This window comes from Frankia sp. RB5, from assembly GCF_059816245.1.
In genome coordinates, this window is the sequence record NZ_JCBATA010000014.1 from 112,136 (window position 1) to 138,463 (window position 26,328).

At 72.7% G+C, this 26,328-nt stretch carries 18 protein-coding genes; 9 read left to right on the top strand and 9 right to left on the bottom strand.

All coding sequences use genetic code 11. The features are described from left to right. Window positions 1–31: 31 nt before the first annotated feature. From AC6EXY_RS09820 to AC6EXY_RS09835, 4 genes are all read right to left on the bottom strand, one after another. Window positions 32–853 (bottom strand): PP2C family protein-serine/threonine phosphatase, encoded by an 822-nt coding sequence (locus tag AC6EXY_RS09820; protein WP_243407949.1) that lies wholly within the window; start codon window positions 851–853, stop codon window positions 32–34. Between the two features lie 335 nt (window positions 854–1,188). After that, a complete protein-coding gene (locus AC6EXY_RS09825) occupies window positions 1,189–1,629 on the bottom strand; it encodes an SsgA family sporulation/cell division regulator (RefSeq protein WP_243407948.1) in 441 nt (146 codons plus the stop codon). A 606-nt stretch (window positions 1,630–2,235) separates the two neighbouring features. Further along, window positions 2,236–3,762, bottom strand: coding sequence for a serine hydrolase domain-containing protein (locus AC6EXY_RS09830; RefSeq protein ID WP_499817031.1), 1,527 nt, complete (start codon window positions 3,760–3,762; stop codon window positions 2,236–2,238). A 130-nt stretch (window positions 3,763–3,892) separates the two neighbouring features. Then, window positions 3,893–5,431: a tannase/feruloyl esterase family alpha/beta hydrolase gene (locus tag AC6EXY_RS09835; RefSeq protein WP_499817019.1), complete on the bottom strand. Its 1,539-nt coding sequence runs from the start codon at window positions 5,429–5,431 to the stop codon at window positions 3,893–3,895. A 544-nt stretch (window positions 5,432–5,975) separates the two neighbouring features. Between AC6EXY_RS09835 and AC6EXY_RS09840 the strand changes: the two genes are divergently transcribed. Next, on the top strand, window positions 5,976–6,578 hold the full coding sequence (locus AC6EXY_RS09840; protein WP_499817020.1) for a superoxide dismutase family protein: 603 nt from the start codon (window positions 5,976–5,978) through the stop codon (window positions 6,576–6,578). A 216-nt stretch (window positions 6,579–6,794) separates the two neighbouring features. Further along, complete coding sequence (locus AC6EXY_RS09845) at window positions 6,795–7,472, top strand: TetR/AcrR family transcriptional regulator (protein ID WP_499817021.1); 678 nt, start codon at window positions 6,795–6,797, stop codon at window positions 7,470–7,472. 111 nt (window positions 7,473–7,583) lie between these two features. On the opposite strand, the gene AC6EXY_RS09850 is transcribed toward AC6EXY_RS09845, so the two are convergent. Further along, entirely contained in the window at window positions 7,584–8,582 is a 999-nt protein-coding gene (locus tag AC6EXY_RS09850; RefSeq protein WP_499817022.1) for an aldo/keto reductase, read from the bottom strand. 800 nt (window positions 8,583–9,382) lie between these two features. Between AC6EXY_RS09850 and AC6EXY_RS09855 the strand changes: the two genes are divergently transcribed. Further along, entirely contained in the window at window positions 9,383–9,847 is a 465-nt protein-coding gene (locus tag AC6EXY_RS09855; RefSeq protein WP_101834098.1) for a hemerythrin domain-containing protein, read from the top strand. 35 nt (window positions 9,848–9,882) lie between these two features. Here AC6EXY_RS09855 and bioB read toward each other — a convergent pair whose 3' ends face one another. Continuing rightward, complete coding sequence (gene bioB / locus AC6EXY_RS09860; RefSeq protein ID WP_499817023.1) at window positions 9,883–11,094, bottom strand: biotin synthase BioB; 1,212 nt, start codon at window positions 11,092–11,094, stop codon at window positions 9,883–9,885. A 298-nt stretch (window positions 11,095–11,392) separates the two neighbouring features. Between bioB and idi the strand changes: the two genes are divergently transcribed. After that, window positions 11,393–11,983, top strand: coding sequence for an isopentenyl-diphosphate Delta-isomerase (gene idi, locus AC6EXY_RS09865; protein WP_101834096.1), 591 nt, complete (start codon window positions 11,393–11,395; stop codon window positions 11,981–11,983). A gap of 1,986 nt (window positions 11,984–13,969) precedes the next feature. Here idi and AC6EXY_RS09870 read toward each other — a convergent pair. Then, complete coding sequence (locus tag AC6EXY_RS09870) at window positions 13,970–14,092, bottom strand: hypothetical protein (protein ID WP_279354698.1); 123 nt, start codon at window positions 14,090–14,092, stop codon at window positions 13,970–13,972. On the opposite strand from AC6EXY_RS09870, the gene AC6EXY_RS09875 reads away from it, so the two are divergent. The 3 genes from AC6EXY_RS09875 to AC6EXY_RS09885 all read left to right on the top strand — a co-directional run bounded on the left by AC6EXY_RS09875 (window position 14,091) and on the right by AC6EXY_RS09885 (window position 20,502). Next, window positions 14,091–15,509 carry a family 2B encapsulin nanocompartment shell protein gene (locus AC6EXY_RS09875; protein ID WP_499817024.1) on the top strand — a complete coding sequence of 473 codons (1,419 nt, stop codon included), beginning with the start codon at window positions 14,091–14,093 and terminating at the stop codon, window positions 15,507–15,509. The genes AC6EXY_RS09870 and AC6EXY_RS09875 overlap by 2 nt on opposite strands. Before the next feature lie 139 nt (window positions 15,510–15,648). Then, a complete protein-coding gene (locus AC6EXY_RS09880) occupies window positions 15,649–17,943 on the top strand; it encodes a family 2 encapsulin nanocompartment cargo protein terpene cyclase (protein ID WP_101834092.1) in 2,295 nt (764 codons plus the stop codon). Window positions 17,944–18,327: 384 nt separating this feature from the next. After that, complete coding sequence (locus tag AC6EXY_RS09885; protein WP_499817025.1) at window positions 18,328–20,502, top strand: serine/threonine-protein kinase; 2,175 nt, start codon at window positions 18,328–18,330, stop codon at window positions 20,500–20,502. Between the two features lie 52 nt (window positions 20,503–20,554). Here AC6EXY_RS09885 and AC6EXY_RS09890 read toward each other — a convergent pair whose 3' ends face one another. Beyond that, window positions 20,555–22,285 carry an ABC transporter ATP-binding protein gene (locus AC6EXY_RS09890; RefSeq protein ID WP_243407945.1) on the bottom strand — a complete coding sequence of 577 codons (1,731 nt, stop codon included), beginning with the start codon at window positions 22,283–22,285 and terminating at the stop codon, window positions 20,555–20,557. 549 nt (window positions 22,286–22,834) lie between these two features. Between AC6EXY_RS09890 and AC6EXY_RS09895 the strand changes: the two genes are divergently transcribed. Then, complete coding sequence (locus AC6EXY_RS09895; protein ID WP_101834088.1) at window positions 22,835–24,205, top strand: lipase; 1,371 nt, start codon at window positions 22,835–22,837, stop codon at window positions 24,203–24,205. Window positions 24,206–24,276: 71 nt separating this feature from the next. On the opposite strand, the gene AC6EXY_RS09900 is transcribed toward AC6EXY_RS09895, so the two are convergent. Continuing rightward, on the bottom strand, window positions 24,277–25,299 hold the full coding sequence (locus AC6EXY_RS09900) for a hypothetical protein (protein WP_499817026.1): 1,023 nt from the start codon (window positions 25,297–25,299) through the stop codon (window positions 24,277–24,279). Window positions 25,300–25,898: 599 nt separating this feature from the next. On the opposite strand from AC6EXY_RS09900, the gene AC6EXY_RS09905 reads away from it, so the two are divergent. Beyond that, window positions 25,899–26,328 (top strand): helix-turn-helix domain-containing protein (locus AC6EXY_RS09905; protein WP_499842328.1); only part of this gene is annotated, 430 nt, incomplete at its 3' end.

The following is a 26,328-nucleotide window of genomic DNA, read 5'->3' on the forward strand; positions in this document are numbered from 1 at the left end:
GGGGCGCACGAGGTCGGGCCGGCGGCGGAGATCAGCGCGGCAACGGGCTGCGGACGAGGAGCGCGAGAGTGCGATCGTCCGGCTGGGAGCCGGCGGCATGGGCGCCGACCCGGGCGACCATGTCCTCGAGGAACTCCGCCGGTGGGCGGCTGCGGCTGTCAGCGGCGGACAGCGCCTCAATGCCGAAGGCGCGCCCGGCGGCGTCCCGCGCCTCGCTCACCCCGTCGGTGTACAGGACGAGACGGTCACCCGGGGCCATCAGCAACGACCGCGCCGACCAGATCCGGCTACCGGCGAACAGGTCGGACAGGATCGGCCCGGTGGGGCCGAGCGCGCGCGGCGCCGCCGCCGCGGCCAGGTGAAGCGCCGGCGGATGCCCTGCGTTGACGTAGTCAACCGCCCCCGTCAGCGGATCCGCCACCGCGACGAGGACGGTCGCGAACATCTCCCCCAGATCACCGCCGCCGGCGACCTCGTCGACGGTGCCGCTCACCGCCGTCTCGGGCGCGTGGCCGGCGAGCAACGCCCGGCACAGGGCCGTGCGCACCCGCAGCGCGAACGCCGCCGCCCGCGGATCACTCCCGGCGGCGTCTCCGACGCAGATCGCCAGCCGGCCGTCGCTGATGTCGACCACGTCCACCCAGTCGCCGCCGGCGCCGGGCACCGCCGGGCGCGCCCGCCAGTACGCGGCGAGGCCGCTGTCCGTCCCGCGGGCCTCCCGGGCCGGGTCCCAGCCATGGGCGGCCGGCGGAACCGGACCCATCGCCGACGCCGGCGCGCCGGGCGCGGCGGGGTACGGCCCACAGGCCGGCGCCGCCGTCGTGGGCTCGACCAGCCGCGACCTCGGCGTCATGGCTTTACGCACATCCGGCCTCCCGGTCCCGGGTCGCCCCCCGGCGACATCTGCGTATCGCCCAAGCGTGCCGGTTCGAGACCGCGATCACCAGGGACCTTTGATGGGACCGGCCGGGTCCCGCGACCCGCCGACGCGCGTGGCGTCGCGGGCCGACTCAGGGGCGCACCCTCTCGCGACCGGCGCATAAATCGCCCATCCTGGGCGTGGCGATCAGCAGATCCGACCGTTGAGCGGCCCGGACCGTCGCTCCCCAACCGGGACCAAAGTCCCTCCCCCGGCCGCGATCGGCCCAGGTCAGCTGCCGGCCCTGGGAAGGATGCCGGCCGGCTGGATCAGGCGCCGGCGTGGTGGGGCCAGGCGCCGTGCCGGGCCCTGGCCCGCCGATGGCCGCCCGCCGCGCCCATTCCCGGGACGAACCGCAGCTCCGAGCTCCAGTCGATCAGACCGCTCTCCGCGTCCGCGGCCACCATCGCGTAGGTGCGCCACAGGAACGCCGCCACGTCCCGCGCGGGCAGCTCGAACTCGGCCGTCCCGGACGGGCTGGACAGGCACAGCGCCAGCGCCGGCTGGCCGCGCAGCACGATCGGGCGGACCCGCACGTCACCGAGGCCGACCGGTCGGCGCGCGCCGTCGGCGAGCAGGCGGCGGGCGAAGCGCCACACGATCGACTCCGCCCCGGTGGCGCCGACGGTCAGGGTGACGGCGATCGGATCCGCCGCGTCGAAGCCAAAGGTGAGATGGACGGGCCGCGCAGGTTCACCTTCCGTGATCACCTCTGTGGTCATCCTGCGGACGATGGTGCCGCGACGCGCCGTTCGCCGGAGCATGGGACCTCCCTGATCAGTCTGTGCCTGTCCATCCGGCCGCCCGGCGTTTCCGGGCCGGACCCACCATCGCCACCGCGGTACCGCCCGGACGCCGCTGACCACCGCCCCGACCCGACCCGACCCGGCCCGGCCTGTGCCGCCGGCGGGCGCCGCCGACCACAACCGCTCCGCCACGCGCCGTGCGTACCCGCGCGAACCAGACTACGAAGCCCCAGCCCCTGAGATCGTCCGTGCGCGTCGGGTACCCGCGGACCTCCCGCACCCGTCGGCGGGCCAGGCGACCCCCGTCCGGCGTGGCCCGACCGGGCCCGCGTGAGGGCCGCGGCGTGGGCCGTCACCTGCGACGACGCGGCGGGCCGCCAGCTGCGCTCCACGCCACCTCCCGCCTGGCCGAACGGCGCCACGGCAGGGCATCCCCCGGCTTAACACGCACGAAGCATGTCAGAGGATGCGACAATTCGGGACCTTCGCCCCCGCGGGCAGGGACATTACACCCCGTAAGCAGACAGCGCAAAGCAACTGGCGGCGGCGTTCGAGCCCCGCGCCGGTGGCTCAGCGGGGCGACGCGGGGACAGGACCGGGGCCGCAGCGCCAGCCGTCCGGGTCGACGCCGCCAGGCACCGCCCCGCCCGGGGGGTAGGGGGCCCGCGTGAACACGAACGAGGCGGCCTCAAGGTGGTCCGCCGCGCCGCCGACGCCTCGCCGCGGCGTCAGCGTCTCGCCGGCGAAGTAGCCGTCGACGCCGATCCAGCGCTCGCCGCCGGCCGGGTCCGGCCGCAGCCGGGAGGCGCGCCCGAACCGACCGAGCGGAGCGAGCAGCAGGCCGCCGTCCGGCCGCAGGGACACCGAATAGGGCGCCGGACCCCAATACCAGACGCCGGTGAGGTCGAGCGGTTCCCGCCCACGCGGGCCAGCCGGCACCCACTCGGCCGGCAGCGGCGGCTCCGCGGTGTCGGCGGCGTCGATCAGGTCCACCGCGAGGTCGACGACGGCGACACCGCTCGTCGCGTTCGCCATCGCCACCGCCGCGGTGCCCGCGGGCCGGGTCCACAGCGCGGCGACGAACCCGGGCATCGATCCGCCGTGCCCGACGAGGATCCCGCCCGGCGTGCGCAGCAGTTGCACGCCGAGGCCGGCGCCGAGGCGCCATTCGCCGTCGTCCCCCTCGACGGCGGCCGGCTCGCGCATCTCGGCCAGCGTGTCGGTGGACAGCACCGCGTCGGTGTGCCCGCCGAGGACGGCCGCCCAGCGCACCAGGTCCGCCGTGGTCGACCAGAGCTGACCCGCCGGACCCATCACGCCCGCGTCGTGGGCGGGCTCGGGCAGCAGCACATCGGCGTGCGGATGAACGGCGAAGCCGTCGGCGTGGGGTGCGGTGGGCAGGGTGGACGTGCGGGTCATCCCCAGCGGGGCGAGCAGTTCCCGGTGCAGCGCCCGCTCCCAGCTCGTCCCGCGCAGCCGGGCCACGAGCTCGCCGAGCACGGCGAAACCGACGTTGGTGTAGTGGTGGCGCCGTCCCGGGCGGAACCGGTCGGGCGACGGCCCGATCGCGTCGGCGAGCGCGGGATGGGCCGAGCCCGCCACTCGTTCCCACCAGGGCTCGGGCGTCTCGGCGCCGATGCCGCCGAGGTGCGAGAGCAGCTGGGCGATCGTCCGGCCGCCGATCGGGGTTCCCGGCAGGTGCCGCTCCAGCGGATCACCCAGCGACAGCCGGCCCTCGTCGCGCAGCCGCAGCACCATCGCCGCGGTGAAGGTCTTCGTGATCGAGCCGATCCGGTACTGGGTGTGGTCATCCGGCCGGACGGCCTCGGCGGCGCCGGCCCGGTGCAGGTCGGCGACGGCGATCGTGCGCCCCCGGCCGGCCGTCCACACCGGCCGGCCGCCGCGCGCCACCGCGGCCACCAGCGACGGCGCGCGCCCGTGTGCCTGCTCGGCCGCCGCGCGACGCAGCAGGAGCCGCTGGGTGGACGGCAACAGCCCCGGCTCGGTCGCCCCGCGGGTGACCGGTCCCGGCGACGGAGACGAGCCGTTCCACTCCGGCGTCGCGAGCCCCTCCGACGGCGACGTCTCCGGCGGCATCAGCACCCCCCACCTGGACCGGGGCGCGCCGACAGCGCCCCGACGCCAAGGATAGGCGGCGTGACCAGAATCGATGACAGCCCGTGACGGGCGCCACGGGCTGTCATCGAGCGACCTGTCCGATGTGCCGCTACGCGGCGCAGTGGTAGCTGGCGGCGGCCTTCGGGTCGCCGTGGCCGTCGTAGTGGGCGGTCTGCGGGAACAGACACAGGTTCCGGGTGACAGTGGCACCGGAACCGTCGACCATGGCGGCGGGAAGCGTGGCGGGAGCCTGCCCGTTCTCCACCCAGTTCATCACCGCGCCGAGTCCGTTGTCGGGCGGGAAGGGGCCGTAGCTGCCCAGTCCGCAGTGCCCGGCGCCGGGAGCGAAGAAGACGCGGTAGAAGGAGTTCGTATCGGCCGCGCTGCCGATCGTGGACCACACGCGGTGGATGTAGTCGACGGTGTTCAGCGGGGTGATGATCTGGTCGGCCTGGCCGTGCCAGGTAATCATCTTCCCACCGGCGTTCCGGAACGCGGTGAGGTCGGGGTCGTCCGTGCCTATGATCTTGTTGTACTCGTTCTGGGACTGGACGAAGAGCTGCGCGAACTGACCGCGGGTGACGGTCGAGGTGTCAAACGACGGCTGCTTCTTCAGGAAGTACCTGATCCAGGTGTCGGTGACGGGGAACGGAGCGCCGTGCGTCGTTCCATCCGAATCCGTCGTGATGGCGGCGACCTGGTCCAGCGCGGCACCCCTGGTCATTCCATACCACGGATTGTGCCGTCCGTCGGGAGATGTCGGGCCCCGCCAGATTCCGGCCACGACGTCGGCGTCCGTGGTGGTGATGGTGGAGGACTGACCGTCACACACGACCGTCTGGCCGACCAGGCCGTGCGGGTCGTAGTCACAGTCCTCGGGCTGCTCGATGATGCCGTCAGCCGGCGCGCCGTCCCTGGTGTCGCACTGCGCGATCGCGGCCTGGGTGAACGCGTTGAGCTTGCACGAGCTGAGGTAGTCGTGCGACTCGTTCATCAGTACCTGCGGCCACAGTCCACCGACCGTGAGACGGTCCTCGTTGATCGCCGGGGCGGCGGCCACGATGCCGTTGTAGTCCGTCGGGTACCGCTGCGCCTCCATCAGGCCCTGCCGGCCCCCGGTGGAACAGCTGTTCCAGTAGGAGTACGACGGCGCCTTTCCGTAGAAGCTGGTGATGACCTGCTTGGCGGCCACGGTCATGTCGTGCACGGAACGGCTGGCGAAGTTCGTCAGCAGCTCGGTGTTGACGGTGCCGTCGGCCTTCAGCGCCCAGGAGGACGGATCGGCCTGGTTCGTGCCCGTGCCCGCGTCGGTGGAGGCGGCCGCGAAGCCCTGGGCCACCGCGGGCGCGAGGTAGAAGTCGAAGACGCCGGCCGCCCAGCTGGCGCCGCCGGTGCCCTGGTAGCGCCCGTTCCAGCCGGAGGAGGGCAGCCAGACGGCCACACGGACATGGTCGCCCACGCTGGGGTGGGTCAGGTAGAGGTCGACCTCACAGCGCGCCGGCACGCCGCCCGCGGCCGGCTTGTCGACGCCGGTGAGCGACTCGACGGTCGCGCCGGGGACGTCGGGCGCGGCGACGTGCTGGCAGTCGACGCCCCCGTCAGCGGTGGCGGCCATGCTCGCCGACGTCCCCACCGTCAGCGTCGCCACGAACGTACACAATACGGACAGCAATGTTAGTGCGCGTTTCATCATGCTCCTCGTCCTTGGGCGCCCCGCGGCGCGCTCGGGCCGTCCATCGGCCACGGCAGGAATGAGACAGCGAAAAAGGTCCGCACAAACCACGGTGATCGGCGTGCGAATTCTGGTACGAGGGTGGGTCGGAAGGTGCGCGTATCAGCCGGACCGCTCCGGCCGCGTCGCCCACGACAACGGCGAGGCGCCGGACCGTGCGGTGGGCAGGGCGAAACACCGCCGGCGGCGGGATGGTGCGCGACGGGCCCTGTCAGCGTTCGGGTGGGGCGCCCGGGATGCCGAAACGACGGCCCGGTCCCGGCGCGCCGCCGCCATGCCGAGTAAGAGGTTCATGTGCAGGTGCACGAGCAGAACTTTACGTTGGCACGCCACCTGGTCAACCGAGTGACGCACGAAGGTGGACACGCGACGTGTACGTCCTGGAAATCCGTGCTCCGCGGACATCCACTGCCTACGATCTGGTCCTGGCCTGTCGTCCGACGCGTTTCAGGAGGCTGCCATGCGCAGACCTGTGTTTTTCCTGGTGGCAGCACTTGGGTTCCTGTTTCTGGTCGGGTCCGGGCCGGCCTCGGCGGCCACTGATACGCCGGCCACGAATATTTCCCGCATCAAAAACGTCATCATCACACCGGCGGTCTTCCGGGCGTGGAATGCCGAGCGCCCGCCCCGGGCCGTCACCTACGACCCGGGTATGGTGCCGGTCGGAGCCGCGGTGGGCGTTCTCGCCAGCCGCGGTCCGCGCACCGTCGTCGGGCTGGCCGTCCACGGCCTGGCGCCTACCCACACCTTCGGCGCCCATGTCCATCAGAAGGCGTGCGGAGCCAGCGGCGCGGACGCCGGGCCGCATTACCAGAACGTTTCCGATCCGACCCAGCCGTCGGTCGACCCCACGTTCGCCAATCCGCGCAACGAGGTGTGGCTGGACCTCACCACGGACGCGGCCGGCTCCGCGGTGGCCTTCGCCGTCGTGAACTGGGACTTCCGGCCCGGTGGCGCGCACTCGGTCGTGATCCACGAGCACGCCACGGCGTCCGCTGCCGGCCAGGCCGGGATGGCCGGAGACCGCCTGGCCTGCGTCAATGTTCCGCTGTCCGACGGCTGACGGCTGCGGGCGGGTCCGGGCCGGCCGCCGACTACCAGGAGTCATCGACCTGCGGTGCGGGTCCCGCCCGAACCATGGACCATCGGCACTCGAAAACGGCTCTACCTTGGGCACGACGGGCGAGACGGGCGAGACGGGCTAGCGTGGATGATGGGCCGAGCGCACTGGATCGCCCGGTCCTCCACCACGTGTCACGACCGGGCCAGGGGAGAGACGATGGCTCACGATCCCGGCAGCATCCCGGGGTCAGCTACCGCCAGCTCCGTCACGGCCGCCCGGCGGGGCAGACCTCGCGACACGAGCCTGCGCACGGCCGTGCTCCGCGCGACGCTGGAGCTGCTGCGCGAGCGTGCGAGCCTGTCCATCGAGGCGATCTCCAGCCGGTCCGGCGTCAGCCGACCGACCATCTACCGGTGGTGGCCCAACAAGACCGCCGTGGCGCTCGAGGCCTTCATGACGGAGGTCAACCACCGACTCGTGCTGGCCCCCGGCGGCGGCGTCGACGAGGAGCTGCGCGCGTTCATGCACGGCGCCTTCGGCTTCGCCCAGGAGCAGGACAGCGTCATCCTCGCGTCCGTGATCGCCTCCGCCACCGAGCACCCGGACGTGATGGAGTCCTATCGCGCCGAGTTCCTGCGCCCCCGTCAGGACAGGCTCGCGGGCCTGGTGGCGCGGCAGACCCGCGCCGGCGAGCTACGTCAGGGCATCGACCCGACGCTGCTGTGGCAGCTGCTGTGGGGGCCGGTCTACCTGCGTCTCGCCAGCGGGGACGTCCCGGTGCCGACCGAGTTCCTCGACCAGGTCGTCACCCTGCTCCTCACCGGGCTACTGGCGCCGCCGAGATGCGCACCGGCGGCACCGCCCGAACCGCGGGCGGAGCGAGAAGGCAGCTGACGCGGCGGACCACCGCCGTGATCCGTCGCCCCGCCTTCCCGACCCGCCGGCGAGACCTCCGCCACCGGCGCGGAAGGCTCGACGGCCTCACGCGCCGCGAGCGGCGGTTGTTCAGTGAACTTTCTCGGGGGTCTCCATGTGCGCGGCGCCCGGCCCGGTGCGGGGCCCCGCGGCGGAGCCGGGGGGAATCCGCTCGTCGATCTGCCGGAGTTCCTCGGCGCTCAGCACGAGGTGCGACGCCTCAAGGTTCTGCCGCAGATGCTCGGCCCTGGTGGTACCGAAGATGGGAACCACGTCCTCGCCTCGAGCCAACAGCCAGGCCAGGGCGATCTGGGCCGTGGTCGCGCCGCGCGCGCCGGCGATCTCCTCTAGCGTCTCCAGCAGAACGAGGTTCCTCGCGAGGTTCTCACCCTGAAATCGCGGGTGCACCCGCCGGAGGTCCGAAGCCTCGAGGTGATCGACGGACCGGAAAGCGCCGGTGAGGAATCCCCGCCCCAGCGGGCAGTAGGCGACGACACCGATCCCCCGCTCCCGGGCGACCGGGAGCACCTCGTCCTCGATGTCGCGGGACCACAGCGACCACTCGGTCTGGATCGCGGTGATCGGGTGCGTGGCGTGCGCACGGGCCAGAGTGCCGGGGCCGGGCTCGGAGAGACCGACGTGCCGCACCTTGCCTTCCGCCACCAGCTCGGCCATCGCGCCGACCGTGTCCTCGATCGGAACCTTCGGATCGGGCCGGTGCTGGTAGTAGAGGTCGATGTGGTCGACGCCGAGCCGGCGCAGAGAACCCTCCGCGGCCTTCTTGACGTATTCCGGGGTACCGTCTATCTGGAATCCGCTGTCTGTATGCCGAAGACCGCATTTGGTTGCGAGTACAACGTTGTCGCGGCGCTTCGCGACGACCCGACCCACAAGCTCTTCGTTTCGAAAGGGCCCGTAGACATCGGCCGTGTCCAGCATGGTGATGCCGGCATCGAGGGCCGCGGCCACCGTCCGCTCACCAACGGATTCGTCGACGGTTCCGTAGAACTCACTGATCCCCATACACCCGAGCCCGAGCGCCGAGACCTCGAGAGCCGCCGATCCGCGACCCAAGGTCCTGTTAGGCACCAAGGAGACCTCCTTTCCCCGACCTGCCGACCACAGAACGTCGCCGGGATCGACAGGGACTGCCTGCTGATGAAGTCGACGCTACACCATTACGTTCCATAACGTAATGGACTGCGTGATGCAGGTCTCAGACCCATGGTGACCTGTGGGTTTGACGTCGCCGCCGACCCGCGAGACGGCCGGTACGATCCGAGGCGGGACGCCGCGACCGACGAGAGCGGGCACGCCGGCGGCGAGGACGGGCATACCGGAGCGCGTTTACCAGATATTCACCAAAGCACACGAGGCTCACGTACGGGTTTCCGCGTGGCAGCGGCCAGGATCGTTTACCGGGCAACAGGCCCGTTGTCCGAGCAACGAATTCCGATCAATGAGCCATATTCGAGAGGCCAACGCGAGCCGACAAGCCGAAAAGACCCGCCTGTCGCCTTCCCGACACCCCGCGCACCTGACGTTTTCCAGCGGAACAGGTCGGTGACGGCGCCGGATCGAGGCGGGAGCCACCCGGGCCCGCCGTCCGCGGCAGTTCGGAAGGCCCCGAAGGGGACCAACGGCCATATAGCTGCCGCGCGGCGGACCGGATGATGGCTGTGGCGGCGCGCACCGAGCGCCGCTGGGCGGAGCAACCCGATCGGCCCGACCCCCGTCGCGCACGTACCCCGGGGCCCGCGTCGTCGTTGGGTCCCTGCGTATCGGCCGGGTGGGCGCCGTTCGGCGGACCCACTCGGCGGGTGGACGGATCCGGTGGCCCCACACCGGAACGGTCGACTGATCTCCAAGCGAACCGAGGACGGCCTACTGTGTCTGACTACTGCTGGTGCCTTGCGACCCCGGCCATCGAGGAGCTGATCCGCGAGCAGGACGAGCTCGTCGAGCTGTCGGCGCTCGCCCGCGCCGCCTGCCGCTGCGGGGACCTCGACGCGCTCGTCGAGTGCGTGACGGCGATCTCCGTCCTTTTCGGCGCGCACGCCGAGGTCGAGGAGGGCGGGTTGTTCCCCCCGATGGCCGCGGAGTTCCCCGAGCAGATCGCCGTCCTGCAGGGCGAGCACCGGCGGATCGCGGCGGTGCTCGCCGGGGCGACCGACGGCACCGCCCGTACGGATCCGGCCTGGCCCGCCCAGATCACTAAGGCACTGACCCTGCTGCGCCGACACATCGTCAAGGAGCAGGAGGGCCTGTTCCCCGCCGCCCTGACCGTCCTGACCAGTGACGAGTGGGAGCGGCTCGCCGAGATCCGGGCAGACGCCGGGCTGCTCGCCTCCTGACGGGCAGATCGCCGGCGCACGGCCGGGCGTCGGACTCAGGCGTTGGGCGGCAGCTCGGTGCCCACCCCGCGGTGGCGCAAGGTGACCGAGCGCGCCGTGTCCGCCGTGTCCGCCGCTGCCTCCGCGTCGGCCAGGCCCTCGACGGTGTAACCGGCCTCCTCGATCATCTTCAGGTCCTGGTGACCCTGCTGGCCCTCACTGGTGAGGTAGTCGCCCAGGAAGATCGAGTTGGCCACCGAGAGGGCCAGCGCCTGCATCGACCCGAGATGGATCTCCCGGCCGCCGGCGAGGCGCACCTCGGCGGCGGGGTTGACGAAGCGGACCATGGCCAGGATCCGCAGGCACCGGCGCGGATCCAGGTTCCACTCGCCAGCCAGTGGGGTGCCCTCGAACGGCATCAGGAAGTTGACCGGGATCGAGTCCGGCCGCAGCGCGCGCAGCGCGAACGCGACGTCCACCAGGTCCTCGTCGCTCTCCCCCATCCCGGCGATGATCCCGGAGCAGGGGGACAGCCCCGCGCCCCTCGCCTCGTCGACGGTGCGCACCCGGTCGTCGTAGGTGTGGGTGGAGCAGATGTCCGCGTAGTTCTCGCCGGACGTGTTCAGGTTGTGGTTGTACGCGTCCGCACCGGCCGAGCGCAGCCGGTCAGCCTGCCCGTCGGAGAGCAGGCCCAGGCAGGCGCAGACCTCGACCTCCGGGTGGGCCTGTTTGATCGCCCCGATGGTGTCCGCGACGCGGTCCACGTCCCGGTCGGTGGGGCCGCGGCCGCTCGCGACCAGGCAGACCCGGCGGGCACCACCGGCGATGCCAGCACCGGCGGACGCGGCCGCCTCCTGCGGGCGCAGCCAGCTGTACCGCAGGATGCCGGCCTGCGAGCCCAGCCGCTGGGAGCAGTAGGAACAGTCCTCCGGGCACAGCCCGCTCTTGAGGTTGACCAGGAAGTTCAGCTTGACCCGACGGCCGAAGTGGTGGCGCCGCAGGCGCCCGGCGGCGGCGAGGACGTCCAGCAGGTCGTCGTCCCCGCTGCGCAGCACCGCCAACGCCTGGTCCCGGCCGGGCTCGGCCCCGGCAAGCCCCCGCCCGACGAGGTCGGCGAGGACGCCCAGGAGCCCGGCCTCACACCGAGCGTCCTCACCCCGGGCGGCGGCGCCCGCGGTGGCGTCGCCCGGGGTGGCGTCGCCCGGGGTCTCGCCCGTGGTGGCGTCGGCCCTGGCGGTGTCGGTGGGACGCACGTCCATGTCCGTCATCGGCGCTTCCTCCACGAATGCGATCGGCGAGCGTTTGGTGACGGTCAGCCACCCGGACCGACCTACCCCGACTCAGCCTGCCATCAATGGGATGATCAACCCTGGGTATCGCCGTCCCGAATCGGACCATCACGGCCCGCGCCCACCACGCACGCCCGGGCGGCTCACCAGCCCCAGGTTGGCCCGTTCGGGGTACCGATGTGACCAGCGGGGCCCAGGGTCGGGCCGCTGTGCGCGCCCCCCGGCGGGAGGATGGACCGGTGGGACCCCACACCCCCCTGGAAGTGAGGCCAGCCCCGTGAGTACCCAAACCTCTGCTCCCGCCGTCGACGTCGGCGATCAGGTCGTGCTGCTGGACGCGGAACGCCGGCCGTGCGGGACGGCGCCGCGGCTGGCCGTGCACGGTCTCGACACGCCTCTGCACCTGGCCTTCTCGACGTACATCTTCGACGCCGCCGGGCGGCTGCTCGTCACCCGCCGCGCGCTGGGCAAGCGGACCTGGCCCGGGGTGTGGACCAACAGCTGTTGCGGGCATCCCCGCCCCGGCGAGCCGATGGAGGTCGCCGTCGAGCGGCGGGTGGGACAGGAACTGCGGTTGGCGCTCGCCGACCTGAGCCTCGCGCTGCCCGACTTCGCCTATCGGGCGACAGCGGCCGACGGCCTGGTCGAGAACGAGGTCTGCCCCGTCTACGTCGCCCGCGCGCTGGGCGATCCGGATCCGGACCCGGGCGAGGTCGTCGAGTGGCGGTGGGTCGACTGGGAGGCGTACCGCGCCGCCGCCGTGTCGGCTCCCTGGGCGCTGAGCCCCTGGTCGGTCGAGCAGATGGCGGCGTTCGAGCTGGCCGCTCATCCACTGGCCACCGCCGCGGCGGTGCGCGCCGCCGGCTGAGCACGGGACCGGCGGCGCCCGCGCCCGCCCGCGGCCGCCTCGATGCGTGATCTTCGCGGTTGGTTGTCGCGGCGGGCCGTCGCAGTGTGATGGCAGCGTCACGGCGGCCCGTGTCGCGAGCAGGGGGACAAACCAGACACGACACGCGGAGTTCGCGACACGGCGCCGCGGGGTGGGCACGTCCTCGCGACGGCGGCCCGGAAGATCCCCTCCACATGCGACCTAGTGCGCTCTGGCTAGCAGTGCACAGGGTTTACTAGCCATTTGGAACTAGTCCACTAGCCGACAACCTTACCGAGAGTCAAGAGTTCATCGCGTAGCGATCACGTCAACGCGGACACGTAGGCGATTCCGGAAACCGGGCCGCCACCCTCGCCGCAGGATCATTCGGCTCCGACACTCCCACGCCACGTGGCCATCGCCGCCCGACGGCCCGATGTCCGCGAGCCGGCAACCAGTGCCGCTATCCGACCGGGCGCCCGCGACTTTCCGTCACCGACGCCGGGGCCGAAACCGGCAATGTCGGACAGTCACTTCTGATACGCCATCGGTGACCGATGCAATACGGAGACCGCCGATTCGATAAGGACCAAAGTCCCGGAACCAGCCAGGCCATTGGCCCTGAAACGGACACGCCCCCGCCCTCTCGACGGCGCGGCCGGCGCGGAGCCGGAGCCTGCCGACCGGACCGTCCCGCCGCGAGGCCGGGCCACGGGCCGGGCAGGAGCGGGCCCGCGCCGCCATCGCCGCGTCTCCCGCCGCGGCCAGGCCGTGCGGGCCGCGCGGGCCGGGCCCCGCCGAACCCGGGCAACGCGGCGGGGCCACGGTGGATCGCCCAGCGCGGACGAGGACCGCCGCGACCGCCTCGGACCGCGTGGCCTGGGCACCGACTTTCCTTCCCGCCCACCGGCGGCGCCGGCGCGCGTAACCCGCGACAGCCGCCGGCGGGGCCCCACGTGCAGCCGTCCCTCGGTCGAGGGCCGCCTTCCGCTGGCCGCCCACGAACGATTCCGCCCGCGCTCGGCCTGCGCCCACCCGCCGCGTCGACGACCGGGCCATGTCGCGCCACGCCGCGCCACACCCGATCGCCGCGGGTCGACGAGCACGCCGACCAGGTTGACGCATCCCGGACAGTGCGTTTCCCGCGTCCCGCACGCCGCCCGATCGCGACCCCGCGGCCGGCGGCCGCGGCCGGGCACCAGACGTGCGGCCGGTCAGCTCGGACGGCGTCGCGGCACGCCGCAGGCCGACGTTCCCCCGGTCGCGGCGCGGTGAAGTGCGCTGGACGCGGCACGGCGGAATCGAGACCGAGCGGCGGCACACCATCCGACGATTTGCCATCGGCGGGCGAGGCACATTCCGCGATTGTTCCGCACCCCGGGAAATGCACTCGAGCGGTTGGCCGCCGGATCGCCGCAACGCCCCGGAAATCAGTCGTCTCCATACCGTGCCGACCTTTACGGTCCGTGACGAAGATCGGATCACTCAGGACTAGAACGGGTCATCCGGCGGGCCAGTCCGCGATTGGTTCGGCAAAAGGCTTGCCGCCCAACCCGCCCATGGGGGAGGCTTCCGATGCGCGGCGAGACACGCGCCGTCGGACTCGATTACAAAGCGCATGTCGCCGAAACCCGCGACACCACGGGGGTCTACTGGTATGGAGCTGTCGACGATGCGGTCACACGACCCATGGGCGGACGCGGATCATTCGCCTGCATTGTCGTAACGGTGATCGGGCGGTCGGACCGCCCTCGCCGCAGACATCTTCTCGCGGCCGGATGACGGCCGCGCACACCTTCGCCTGACCGTCGTTCCTCGGCCCGTGGGCGTACCGCGGGCGGTCGGGCGGCGACGGCAGCACGAGGGTTGGCGGCGCGCGCCCCACCGGCCCGCGCCGCCGACCGGCGGAACCCCGCGACGCACGGCGGGCGGATGGCGAGATCGCGGCCGTCCGACCACATCGCCACGAGCATCTCCGGCGACGCATCACACCGGACCGGACCTCGGCTGGGCTGTGCCCACCCGCTCTGCCCGCCTGTCCTGGCCGGTCGCACCCAGCACCTGGAAGAACAGCCCCAGCAAGAACCACAGATAGGTGGAGTCTGCCATGACCGAGCCCGTTCCGACCGACCCCGGAGTGACCAGCGCGGGCGCCGCCGGCGAGGACCCCCGGCTGAGCCTGAGCACCGCGGCCGCGCGCAACCTCGCGACGACCACCAAGTCCGTCCCCCAGATGCAGGAGATCACCTCCCGGTGGCTGCTGCGCGTTCTTCCCTGGGTCCAGACCGCCGGTGGCGTCTACCGGGTCAACCGCCGGTTGACCTACATCCTCGGGGACGGCCTGATCACGTTCACCAACACCGGCTCCGACGTTCGGGTGGTGCCCGGCGAGCTGGCGGAGCTGCCCGCGCTGCGCGGCTTCGGCGGCGACGCGCTCACCGGTCTCGCGGACCGCTTCGAGCAGCGCGAGTACGGCCAGGGCGACGTCCTGGCGGAGACCAGCGCCCCGGCTGACGCGGTGTTCCTGATCGCCCACGGCAAGGTCGGGAAGTTCGGCGCCACCGAGTACGGCGACGAGCGCTCCCTCGGCGTGCTGGCGGACGGCGAGTACTTCGGCGAGGACGTTCTGGTCGCGTCCGACCTGACCTGGGACTACACCGCCCGCGCGCTGACGCCGACCACCGTGCTGGTGCTCACCCGCGACCAGCTCGCCGAGGTCGTCGGCCGCGACACGGCGCTGGCCGGGCACCTGAGCGAGTACCAGTCCCGGCCGCAGCCGGCGCGCAACAAGCACGGCGAGGCGGAGATCGCGATCTCCGCCGGTCACAGCGGCGAGCCGGACCTGCCCGGCACGTTCGTCGACTACGAGCTCACCCCCCGCGAGTACGAGCTCAGCGTCGCCCAGACCGTCCTGCGCATCCACAGCCGGGTGGCCGACCTCTACAACGAGCCGATCAACCAGCTGGAGCAGCAGCTGCGGCTCACCGTCGAGGCGCTGCGCGAGCGCCAGGAGCACGAGCTGGTCAACAACCCCGACTTCGGCCTGCTGCACAACGCCGACCTGCGCCAGCGCATCCACACCCACTCCGGCCCGCCGACCCCGGACGACTTCGACGAGCTGCTCAGCCGCCGGCGCAGCACCCACTTCCTGCTCGCCCACCCCCGCACGATCGCGGCCTTCGGCCGGGAGTGCACCGCACGCGGCATCTACCCGGCGACCGTGCTGTTCCACGACCAGCACGTCCCGGCCTGGCGGGGTGTTCCGCTGCTCCCGCTGAACAAGATCCCGATCAGCGCGACGGGCAGCACGTCCGTCATCGCGCTGCGCACCGGCGAGGAGAGCCAGGGCGTGATCGGCCTGCACCACACGGGCCTCGCCGACGAGTACGAGCCGGGCCTGTCGGTGCGGTTCATGGGCATCAGCGAGAAGGCGATCATCTCCTACCTGGTGACGACCTACTTCTCCGCCGCGGTTCTCGTCCCGGACGCCCTCGGCGTGCTGGAGAACGTCGAGATCGGACGCTGAGTGCCCCGGCCGGTGCGCACCACGCCGCTTCCGTCGACGTTCGCCACGGGCGCGTTGCGCCCGGCGGATGGCGCCCGGATCCGGCGTCCACGATCCGCGGCAGCGATCCGCGGCAGCGAAGGGTTTTCCCGGAGAAACGATGCAGCCTTTCACCCTTCCCGAATTCTACGTGCCGTATCCGGCGCGGCTCAGTCCCCATCTGGAGACCGCCCGGGAACACAGCCGGGTGTGGGCCCGGGAGATGGAAATGATCGATCCGTCCGAGGGCGGTATCGCGATCTGGACCGAGCAGGATCTCGACGCCCACGACTACGCCCTGCTGTGCGCCTACACCCATCCCGACGCCACCGCCGACCGGCTGAACCTGATCACCGACTGGTACGTCTGGGTGTTCTACTTCGACGACCATTTCCTCGAGCTCTTCAAGCGCACGCACGACATGGCCGGCGCCCGCGCCTACCTCGACCGGCTGCCCGCGTTCATGCCGATCGAGGGCCCGATCACCGAGGAGCCGACGAACCCCGTCGAGCGGGGTCTGGCCGACCTGTGGGAACGCACCGTGCCGGCCCGCTCGGCCGACTGGCGGGCCCGGTTCGTCGTCAGCACCCGCGCCCTGCTTGACGAGTCGCTCTGGGAGCTCGCCAACATCAACGCGGGTCGGCTGTCGAACCCGATCGAGTACATCGAGATGCGCCGCAAGGTCGGCGGCGCCCCCTGGTCGGCGAACCTCGTCGAGCACGCCGCCGACGCCGAGGTACCGACCGCCGTCGCCGCCACCCGCCCGCTGCGGGTGCTGCGCGACACCTTCTCCGACGCCGTCCACCTGCGCAACGACCTGTTCTCCTACGAGCGCGAGGTCACCGAGGAGGGCGAGCTGTCCAACGGCGTCCTCGTCGTCGAACGCTTCCTCGGCATCGGCACGCAGGCCGCCGCCGAGGCCGTCAACGACCTGCTCACCTCCCGCCTGCACCAGTTCGAGCACACGGCGATCACCGAGGTGCCGGCCGTCCTCGACGAGCACGGCGTCGACCCGGCGGGCCGGCTCGCGACCCTGGCCTACACCAAGGGCCTGCAGGACTGGCAGTCCGGCGGGCACGAGTGGCACCTGCGCTCCAGTCGTTACATGAACAGCGAGGTCACCCCCGACGCCCTCCCCGGCGAGACAGCACTGCCATCCGCCGCGGCGCCATCCCCGGCCGGTGCCGGCGTCCCGACACCGCTGGGGGTCGGCGGCCTGCCCGGTCTGCCCGGCGTGCCGAGCCTCGGTACCTCGGCGGTGCGGATCGTGCCGTCCCTGCTCGCGACCACGCCCCAACGGCTGCGGGCCCACGCCAGCGTGCCGTTCCGGCTCGTCGGCCCGACGACGCTGCCCGAGTTCTACCTGCCCTACGGCACCGGCCAGAGCCCGCACCTGGGCGAGGCCCGCCGCTCGATCCTCGGGTGGGCCCGGTCGATGGGCATGCTGGACGCCGTTCCCGGCATCTGGGACGAGCACAAGCTGATCGCCTTCGACTTCGCCCTGTGCTCGGCCGGCATCCACCCGGACGCCTCGGCGGCGGAGCTCGACCTGACCACCGGCTGGCTGACCTGGGGAACCTACGGCGACGATCTCTACCCGGTGGCCTTCGGCCGCACCGGCGACCTCGCCGGGGCGAAGCTGTCCAACGCGCGGCTGCGCGCGTTCATGCCACTCGACGGGCCGATCACGGACGTGCCGGCGAACGCGCTCGAACGCGGCCTCGCCGACCTGTGGGGACGCACCGCCGCTCCGATGGCGCCGGACGCCCGCGCCATCTTCCGCACCGCCGTGGAGGTGATGATCGACAGCTGGCTGTGGGAACTGGCGAACGCGGCCGTCAACCGCATCCCCGATCCCATCGACTACCTGGAGATGCGCCGCGCCACCTTCGGCTCGGACCTGACGATGAGCCTGTGCCGGCTCGCCCACGCGAGCACCGTGCCCGCGGAGGTCTTCCGCACCAGGCCGATGCGGTCGCTGGAGAACGCGGCGGCCGACTACGCCTGCCTGCTCAACGACGTCTTCTCCTACCAGAAGGAGATCCAGTTCGAGGGCGAGATCCACAACTGTGTGCTCGTCGTCGAGAACTTCCTCGGCTGCGACCGCGAGCGCGCAGTCGAGGTGGTCAACGACCTGATGACGGCCCGGATGCGCCAGTTCGAGCACATCATCGCCGAGGAGCTGCCCGCGCTGTTCGACCAGATGGAGCTCGACGGCGAGATCCGCGGGGCGCTGGGCCGCTACATCGGGGAGCTCCAGCACTGGCTCGCCGGCATCCTGCGCTGGCACGAAGGGACCCACCGATACGAGGAGGCCGAGCTGCGCTACCACCCGGCCGCCGACCGGCGCCCCTTCGGCAGCCCGAGCGGGCTCGGCACCGCCAGCACGGACATCCGCCGACTCGTCGCCCGGTAGCGCACCGCCCGCACCCAGCGCCCCGCCGAGCGCCGCCCGAGCCCAGGTACGAGCGGCTTCGACCGGCCCGGTGCGCCGCCCGGGCGGGCACCCACCCGGGCGCCCGGGTCCCCGACCGGCCGCGCGCCCCGACCGCCGACGTCGGTGCGGACGCGGCCGGCCGGACCCTCGATGCTCCGTGAACACGTCACGCGGGCCCCACCCCCGCCCGCGCGAGCACCGGCACCTCGGTCGAATCGTCCGGGTACAACGGGTCGGTCGGGTGGCGGCGCACAGCCGCGGCCGGGCGGCGCCGGCGTTCGTGGTTCGCCGCCGCTCCTGGTACCCGGCACGGCGGCACACGTGGCAGCCGCCGTGCGAGGGAGCATCCGAGGGGGACGTTTCGTGTCCTGTAAGGCTCTGCGGGCGGGTGATCCGCCCGAAGTAGGTCCGTACCGGCTCATCGGCCGGCTCGGCAGCGGCGGCATGGGCATCGTGTACCTCGGCGAGGACGCCGCCGGTGTCCGCGCCGCGGTCAAGGTCATGCGCGAGGAGTACACGGCCGACGCGGGATCACGCAGCCGCTTCCACCGCGAGGCGGCCGCGGTGTCGCGGATCGACAGCCCGCGCATCGCCCGGCTGCTGAGCGCGGACGTCGACGGCGACGTGCCCTGGCTGGCCACCGAGTACGTCGACGGGCCGACCCTGTTCGCGTCGATCACCGCCGGTGGGCCGATGTCCGGCGAGCCGCTGTGGCGGCTGGCGAGCGGTCTCGCGGAGGCGCTGGGCGCCATCCACCAGGTCGGCGTCGTGCACCGGGATCTCAAGCCGGGCAACGTGATGCTGGGCCCGGACGGCCCGAAGGTGATCGACTTCGGCATCGTCGCGGGTCCGCCCGGGACGATGACCGGTTCCGGTGTCGTACTCGGCAGCGTCGGCTACCTGGCGCCCGAGCTGCTGACGACCACGCGGCGGGCCCGCCCCGCCGCCGACGTGTTCTCCTGGGGCCTGACGATCGCCTTCGCGGCGAGCGGGCGCCCGCCGTTCGGTGCAGGTCCGCTCGACGCGCTGCTGTACCGCACCGTCTACGGCGAGCCCGACCTCGACGGCCTGCCCGACTCGCTGCGCGGCGTGATCGCCGCCGCCCTGCGCAAGAAGCCGGAGCGCCGGCCGGACTCCCGGCGGCTGCGAACCCAGATCGAGACGGCCGCGGCGGCGGCCGGCCTCGGTATCGGGCCCGCGAGCGGCGTCCGTGTCTCCGCCCGGGCCGCGGCGGTACCGCCGCTCGCTCTGGAGCCGATCCGCCCGGAAGCGGTCAGCCCCCCACCGGTCGACGCGAGTCCGGTCAGTCTGGAACCGATCGGCTCACGTCCGGCCATCCACAGCCCGGCCGGCCAGAGCCCGGCCGGGCTGGAGCCGGTGGGCCTGGAACCGGTAGGCCTGGAACCGGTAGGCCTGGAACCGGTCGACGACGACACCGTCGTCGAGCCGCTCGTCCTCGCCGATCTGAGGGGACCGCTGGACGCGGCGGCGGCCGACGCTCGCCGGGCTCGGGCCGCACGGGAGCGGCGGGAAGCCCGCCGGATCCGGCGGGCGGCGCTCGCCCCCAGCGTGGGCGCGACCGCGGTCGCCGCCGCGGTGACCGCGGCGATCATCGCCGGCTCCGCCCCGATGGGCCCCACCACCGGCGGCGGTTCGCCGAGCAGTGACAGTGTGGCCCGGCACGCCCCGCGTTCGGGTTCCGCCGGCGACGCCGTCACCGGGATGGCGCCGGCGGTACCACCGGTGCCCGGGACCGGGCTGCCGGCCGGTCCCGGCGGCCTTGCCGGCACCGGGTCCGGTACGGGCGGCTCCGCCGGGAACGATCCGCTGACGGGCACCGTCTGGGATGCTCGGCAGCCGATCCCGTCCGGGCTCGACGGCGGTCCGCTCTCCTCACGGTGGCAGCTCGCCGCGCCCTGGGCGGCCCCGGCCGACGAGGGTGCCGCCACTGTGCCGATGCTGGCGACGACGCTCGTCTCCGCCGTGTCCGGCGCAGCGGGCGACGGCGCGCCGGCCGCCACCGCGGGGGCGGCCGTCGCACCAGGCGCGCCAGGCGCCGCGGGCACGGCCGAGGAGCCGGGCTCGACCGCACCGGACACGACCAGCGTGCCAGGCACGGCTGGTGCGGCCGGCGCGGCAAGGACGGCGACCACCGCCGCGGGCACGGCGCGGGGCGGCTCCTCGGGGACGGGCTCGGCGGGCACCGCCGGCACCGCGGCCGCCGCGGGCAGCCCGGCCTCCTCCTCCGGCACGGACGAGGGCGACGGCGCGTCCGTGTCGGCCACCGTGCCCCCGGTCGAGGTGACCGTGCCCACGGTGGTCGCGGCCGTGCCCGCGAGCGTGGCGACGGCGAGCCGCCAGGGCGGCGGGGCCGACAGCTGCCTGCCGTCGGGCTCGTGGGGACAGGTCCCGCTCATGCATGGCGTCGACTGTTCCGCCTGGCCGATGTCGATCATTCCCGTGGTGTGGTCGGTCGCGAAGGACGCGCTGTCGCGTTACACCGGCTCCGGCGACTCCGGGCGGACCGCCGTCACCTGATGGACCCGGCGCCGCCGCGGGCCCGCCGGTCGGCGGGCCCGCGGTGGCGCGCTCAGTCGACGGAGATCATGCCGCCACTCTGACGTTCCCACAGGCTCCGGTAGCGGCCGCCGAGGTCGAGCAGTTCGCGGTGCGATCCCTGCTCCACGATGACGCCGTCGGCCAGGACGATGATGCGGTCCATGTTCAGCAGGGTGGACAACCGGTGGGCCACCGCGATGACCGTCTTGTCCTGCCAGAGCCGCTCCAGCGCGTGCTGGACGAGGACCTCGCTCTCGCTGTCGAGGGCACTGGTCGCCTCGTCCAGGATCAGGATCGGCCGGTCGTCGATGAACGCGCGGGCTATCGCGATCCGCTGGCGCTGGCCCGTCGACAGCCGGATTCCGCGCTCGCCGACGAGGGTGTCGTAGCCCTGCGGCGCACCGATGATGAAGTCGTGGGCATGGGCCCGCAGCGCCGCCGCCTCGACCTGCTCCCGGCTGACCGGCCCCGGTGCCCCGTAGGTGATGTTGTCCCGGATGGAGCGATGGAACAGCGCGGTGTCCTGGGGAACGTAGGAGATCGCGGCCGCGAGCTCCCGGTTCGGCGTCGGGCGGCCGTCCACCAGGACGGATTCCACCGGTAGCGGGTAATAGCCGAGCAGCAGCTTGACGAGCGTCGTCTTCCCACTGCCGCTGCGGCCCACCACACCGATCTTCTCGCCCGGCCGGATGGTCAGGTCGATGCCGGTGAGCACCGGCCGTCGGTCGTTGTCCGGATAGGCGAACGAAAGCCCCCGCAGCTCCAGCTGACCCGGTCCGGGCTCCGGGCGCGACTCCAGCGAAGTCGGCCCGACGGACTCGGTCACCGCGATGTGCCGGTCGCCGAACAGGTACCGATACGCCTCCTCGACCCGGGCCAGCCGCAGGTTCACCTGCGCGACCTCCCACACCGTCACCCAGATGAAGTCGGAGAACATCACCAGCGCGGACAGGAACGTCGCGAACTGCGCCAGGCTGAGCTCGCCGGCCAGGTACAGGTGCAGGTTGAGCAGCACCGAGACCGGCCAGACAAGATACCGCACGACAACCGCCATTCCGCCCCAGAAGACGATGTCCCACGCGAACGACCGACGGGCCGCCGTGATGACCTCACGGCGGCGCCGGCGCACCTCCTCGTACTCGGCGCGCTCCTGCCGGAACGACTTCACGCTGACGAAGTTCGCGATGATGTCGATGACGTGGCCGTCCATCCCGGAAACCTGGTCGGCGAGCTCCTTCTCGGCTCGGAAGGACCGGCGGGCGGTGTACCGGCCGACCACGAGCATCAGCAGCATGGCCAAAAGGAACGTGAGCCCCGACCACGGGTTGACCGCGAACATGATGATGACGATCGACGGCACCCGGATCGCCTGTTCCACGTAGGTGAAACAGGACTCCTCCAGGAGCTCCCGGAACTCCCGTCCCAGGGTCGCGATGTAGCTGCTGACCTTGCCGGTGAACTTGCCGACGAAGTACGGGTACGGCTTGTCGATCACGCCCCGGAACAGCAGGTTCTCGTATTCGTACCCGCGGTGGATGAGCAGCCGGCGGTACATCAGCTCGCCGGCGCGCCAGGTCAGGTCGTGCAGGATGTTGCAGCCCACCAGGAGGGCCACGTAACGGTAGGCGGTGTCGGTGGAATCGGACCCCCGGCTCAGGGCCTGAATGAAACCGCCGATGAGCACCGGCAGGACGACGAGCGCCAGGTTGGACACCGTGAAGCAGGCGGCGACCGCCAGCAGCGGTTTCCGGAAAGTCCGCACGAACCGCAGGTAGGAACGTAGACCGGCGTGCCGGACCGGCTTTACGCAGTCCGCTTCCCCGATAGTGCCGACCGTGTTTCTGTCGAGCTCCTCCCGTCGCCTGGTCATTGACTCACCAGACTCGCTCACCCGTGCATGATGACAGGCGCCGGCAAGGGTCCGCACCTCATTTTCCGGCTGCTTCGACCGGCCGGCGGCCATCGCGCCGACCCGCCGACAGGGGCGGCGATCGGCCGTCGGCGGGTTCTCAGGACACCGATGCCAGCCGCCCGCCCGCGGCTGGCCCGCAACGACACCGGTCCGCATCCCGCCGATCCGCGCACGGCGCACGGGACCCTCCGCCGCCACAACGATGTCGCGCCCGGCGCGGGAACGGGTGACCTCGCCCACGCGCGGGCGATATCTTTCGCTGTTCCACCGGATGATGAGAACCCAGGTCTCACGGGGTCGTCCGATCGGCCGCGCCGTGATCTGGTCACGGGATCGGCGCGGAGCAGCACCGGGGCGGTTCGCACGGCCGCCGAACATCCCGGAGGGAAGGGGCCCGGCATGCCTCGGCACCGCTGGTTCGGCCTGACCACCGCGTTGCTGCTCGCCGCGGCACTCGCCGCCTGTTCCGCCGGCGGCGGATCGGCGTCCGCCGACGCGGAGGCCGGCGCGTTGGGGCGAGAGCTCGCGGCACCGGTCGCACCGCCGGACACCTCCCGGACGCCCATTGTCTTCCTGCACGGCAACCTGGGTTCCGGCGAACAGTTCGAGTCGCAGGCGCAGCGCTTCGCCAGCAATGGATATCCCGCGGACCGGATAACCGCGCTCGACCACGACGCCTCCTCGTCGACCGTCACTGAGGGCCCGGTCTTCGCCCGCCTCGACGGCGAGATACAACGCCTGCTGACACTCGCCGGAACCAAACAGGTCGACCTGGTCGCCCACGCCGAGGGCGCCGACCTCGGCCAGCGGTATCTGGCGAGCTCACCCGCGCGGGCGGCGCGCGTCGCCCATCTGATCAGTGTCGACGGACCGCAGACCCTCAGAACTCCCAAGGGGGTGCACACCCTCGTCGTGTGGGGTGCGGGGGATCCCACCCGGCGGGTCGCCGGCGCCGACAACGTGCGTTTCCTGGAAGCCGACCGCGGCCAGCTGCTCGGCGCGGCCGCTACCTTCCGGCAGATGTACCGCTTCCTGACCGGCACCGATCCGTTCACGGACGATGTCACCCCGCAGCGCGGGCCGATCGACATCTCCGGGCGGGCTCTGCTCTACCCGGCCAACGCCGGACTCGGCGGGGCCCGGCTGGAGGTGTACCGGCTGGACCCGAAGACCGGCCGGCGTCTCCCGAACGGGCTCGCGGGCCTGTTCACGCTGCCCGCCGACGGCTCCTGGGGGCCGCTGCGCGCCGACGGGACGGCCTACTACGAGTTCGCGATCGTGCGGGCGGGGGAGCCCGTCCACCACTTCTACTTCGAGCCGTTCCGGCGCGGTGACCGGCTCGTCCGGCTGCTCACCAGCCGGCCGGGCGGCGAGATCGGCGGTGGCATGGAGGTCAGCCCGCGCCAGACCGACCTCGTCATCGACCGGGACCTGGAGTGGTGGGGCGATCAGGGCGCGGGCAGCGACGTGCTCACCGTCGACGGCGCGAACGTCCTGTCCGCGGCGACCGCGCCACGCACGAAGATGACCCGGCAGCTGTTCGTGTTCGACCGCGGCGCGGACGGCGCCTCCGACATCGCGACACCGATCCCGGCGTACTTCGGAATCGGTTTCATCACCGGCGTGGACCGGTTCATCCCGGCGGGCGACCGCTCCTTCGAGGTCACCCAGACGCCGCGGGGGCGGGCCGCGCACCGCACCACCCTGCGGGTACCCGCCCTGCCGTCGACCACCGACCGGATGACGCTGCGTCTACGCGACGACGACTGATGGCGCCCTGCCGCCAGGTGGCCCCGGCGGCGGTCGACCGCCCAGCCGGCCGGTCAGCGGTCCGCCAGTCCTCAGGTCAGGGCCCGCCGGACCTCGTCGAGGGCGGCGTCGCGGCCGGCACGGTAGGCATCGCGCTCGCTGCTCGTCATCCACCGGGCCCACAGCGCGCCTTCAGGCGGCGGGTCGAGCAGCTCTTCGGCGACGGTCGGCCGCGTGCCGGGCGGGGGCCCACCAGGCGGGCCGCCGTAGACCAGGACGACGTCGACGTCTCCGTAGGCAGCGGCGAAGACCAGGCCGGCGGGCAGCCTTCCGACGGCCCGCAGCGCGTCCCCCGGATCGGAGCCCGCGGTGAGCGCGATCGCCCAGCGGTGGGTCCCCCACGCGGTCATGGTCACGCCTGGCCCGACCGGGCCGCCCACCCCGGGATCGGGTGCGGCGACGGTCCGGCCGGCCGGCTCGCCGGGCCGGGCGGGCCCCTGTCCGGCGACGCCGGTCGGGGTTGTCTCGCCCGTCTCCGCCGATCCAGGGGGTCCGGCCGGATCAGCGGAGACGGGGCGGTGACCCTGCTTGGGCAGGGCAGGGCCACCTGTCGGCGGCCGATCTGTCGCCGGGGACCAGCGGGCGGGCCCGGGCGGTCGGCGGCCGGTGAGGTGGTCGGGTTCGACCGGGCGCGGGTCGGGGCGGCCCAGGCCGGGCCGACCAGGCCCGGAACGGGCCGGGTCAGGATGGCCCAAGCCAGAGCCGGCGGGGTCAGGGCCGGCGGGGTCAGCGCTGGCGGGGTCAGGGCGGGCCAGGTCAGGGCTTGGCGGAAGGTGCGTATCCAGGGCGGACGGCCGGGCCCCGGGTGGGGCCGGACGGGTCGGGGGCGGCATCGCGTCAAGGGCCGACGGCCGCTCGCGGACGAAGAAGCGGGCTGGCGCGACCTCGTAGTCCGCCCATCCCTGCCCGGCCGCGTAGCCGTCCGCCGCCGCCGCGGTGGCGAACGTGATGACGATGTCCAGCACCTGCCGGTCGCCGCCGGGGGCGAAGCGGACGATCCCGTAGACGACGGCCGGCTGCTCCCGGTCTCTCATCAGGTCCGTCACGATCGTCACCAGCCTTCCGCCTTCGCCCGTCGCCTGGGACCACGGGCCCCCTGCCTCACGACCATGCCGACGGCCGGGTTCGCGCCGTCACCCGCGCCGATGACCGGCGCCGACCCCGCCCGGCGGAGGTCGCGGCTCGACGCGGGGCGGGGCCGGCCTGGAGCCAGCGTCGCCCGATCGGGGGTGGCGGGGAAACGTCAGTCAGGCATGCTCTTCTCATATGACCCGCGCCACGGCCGGATCGGGCTAGGCCGCCCGCCAGGCCGGGGGTCGCGGCATCCTCCGAACGGGGCACTCGCCGATCCCGCGCCGTAGCAGAGCCAGCCCGGCGGGACGGGCGGATCCGCGCACCCCGCCTGTCGGATCAGCGACAACGCCGCGACGGCCACAACCAGCGCAAACCCAATTCCCGGCTGGCATAGCGTCGCTATCCTGACGTGTCGGCTCCGGCTTGACGCATCGGGCGACCTGCGCATCCGCCGGCAGGCGCCGCCTGGAACGGCCCGCACACCCGGGCCGGTCACCTCGCGACGTCCGAGTTCCGTTGGGTGTCCCACGGGTTGGCGCGGCGGTCGGCGTGGCTCAGGTGCCCTCAGGAAGGCCGGTTGATGTCGTACGAGTCCGGTCCCTACCGGGTCTCCCCCGACCTGCTCGCCCGCGCCGAGTTCCGGGCCGCCTGCGCAGCGCGGGACTTCCGGATGGTCTTCCGCCTCATGAAGAAGTACGACGGCGCGAGCCAGAACCGGATCGCGTCCCCGGTCGAGGGCCTCAGCCAGAGCCGGGTCAGCCGGATCATGCAGGGCGAGGACCACATCGCCCGGCTCTCCCTGATCGAGCGGATCGCCGACGCGCTGCGCATCCCCGGCGCGTACTTCCATCTGGCCGCCCGCCCCTGGGAGTCCGGATACGAGCCGCTGCCCGCCGTCCCGGCACCGGCCGAGGCGGGCCTGGGGCCGCCGGGCGCGGGCGGGCCCGGCGGCGCCGGGGCGGCGGGCAGCGGCTCGTATCCGGACTCCCAGGGGCGGGCGGCCAGATGGA

Coding starts and splice junctions, on each gene's coding strand:
- AC6EXY_RS09820 (WP_243407949.1), bottom strand. CDS start 853: ATGACGCCGAGGTCGCGGCTGGTCGAGCCCACGACGGCGGCGCCGGCC.
- AC6EXY_RS09830 (WP_499817031.1), bottom strand. CDS start 3,762: ATGCCGCCGGAGACGTCGCCGTCGGAGGGGCTCGCGACGCCGGAGTGG.
- AC6EXY_RS09840 (WP_499817020.1), top strand. CDS start 5,976: ATGCGCAGACCTGTGTTTTTCCTGGTGGCAGCACTTGGGTTCCTGTTT.
- AC6EXY_RS09845 (WP_499817021.1), top strand. CDS start 6,795: ATGGCTCACGATCCCGGCAGCATCCCGGGGTCAGCTACCGCCAGCTCC.
- bioB (WP_499817023.1), bottom strand. CDS start 11,094: ATGACGGACATGGACGTGCGTCCCACCGACACCGCCAGGGCCGACGCC.
- AC6EXY_RS09875 (WP_499817024.1), top strand. CDS start 14,091: ATGACCGAGCCCGTTCCGACCGACCCCGGAGTGACCAGCGCGGGCGCC.
- AC6EXY_RS09870 (WP_279354698.1), bottom strand. CDS start 14,092: ATGGCAGACTCCACCTATCTGTGGTTCTTGCTGGGGCTGTTCTTCCAG.
- AC6EXY_RS09880 (WP_101834092.1), top strand. CDS start 15,649: ATGCAGCCTTTCACCCTTCCCGAATTCTACGTGCCGTATCCGGCGCGG.
- AC6EXY_RS09895 (WP_101834088.1), top strand. CDS start 22,835: ATGCCTCGGCACCGCTGGTTCGGCCTGACCACCGCGTTGCTGCTCGCC.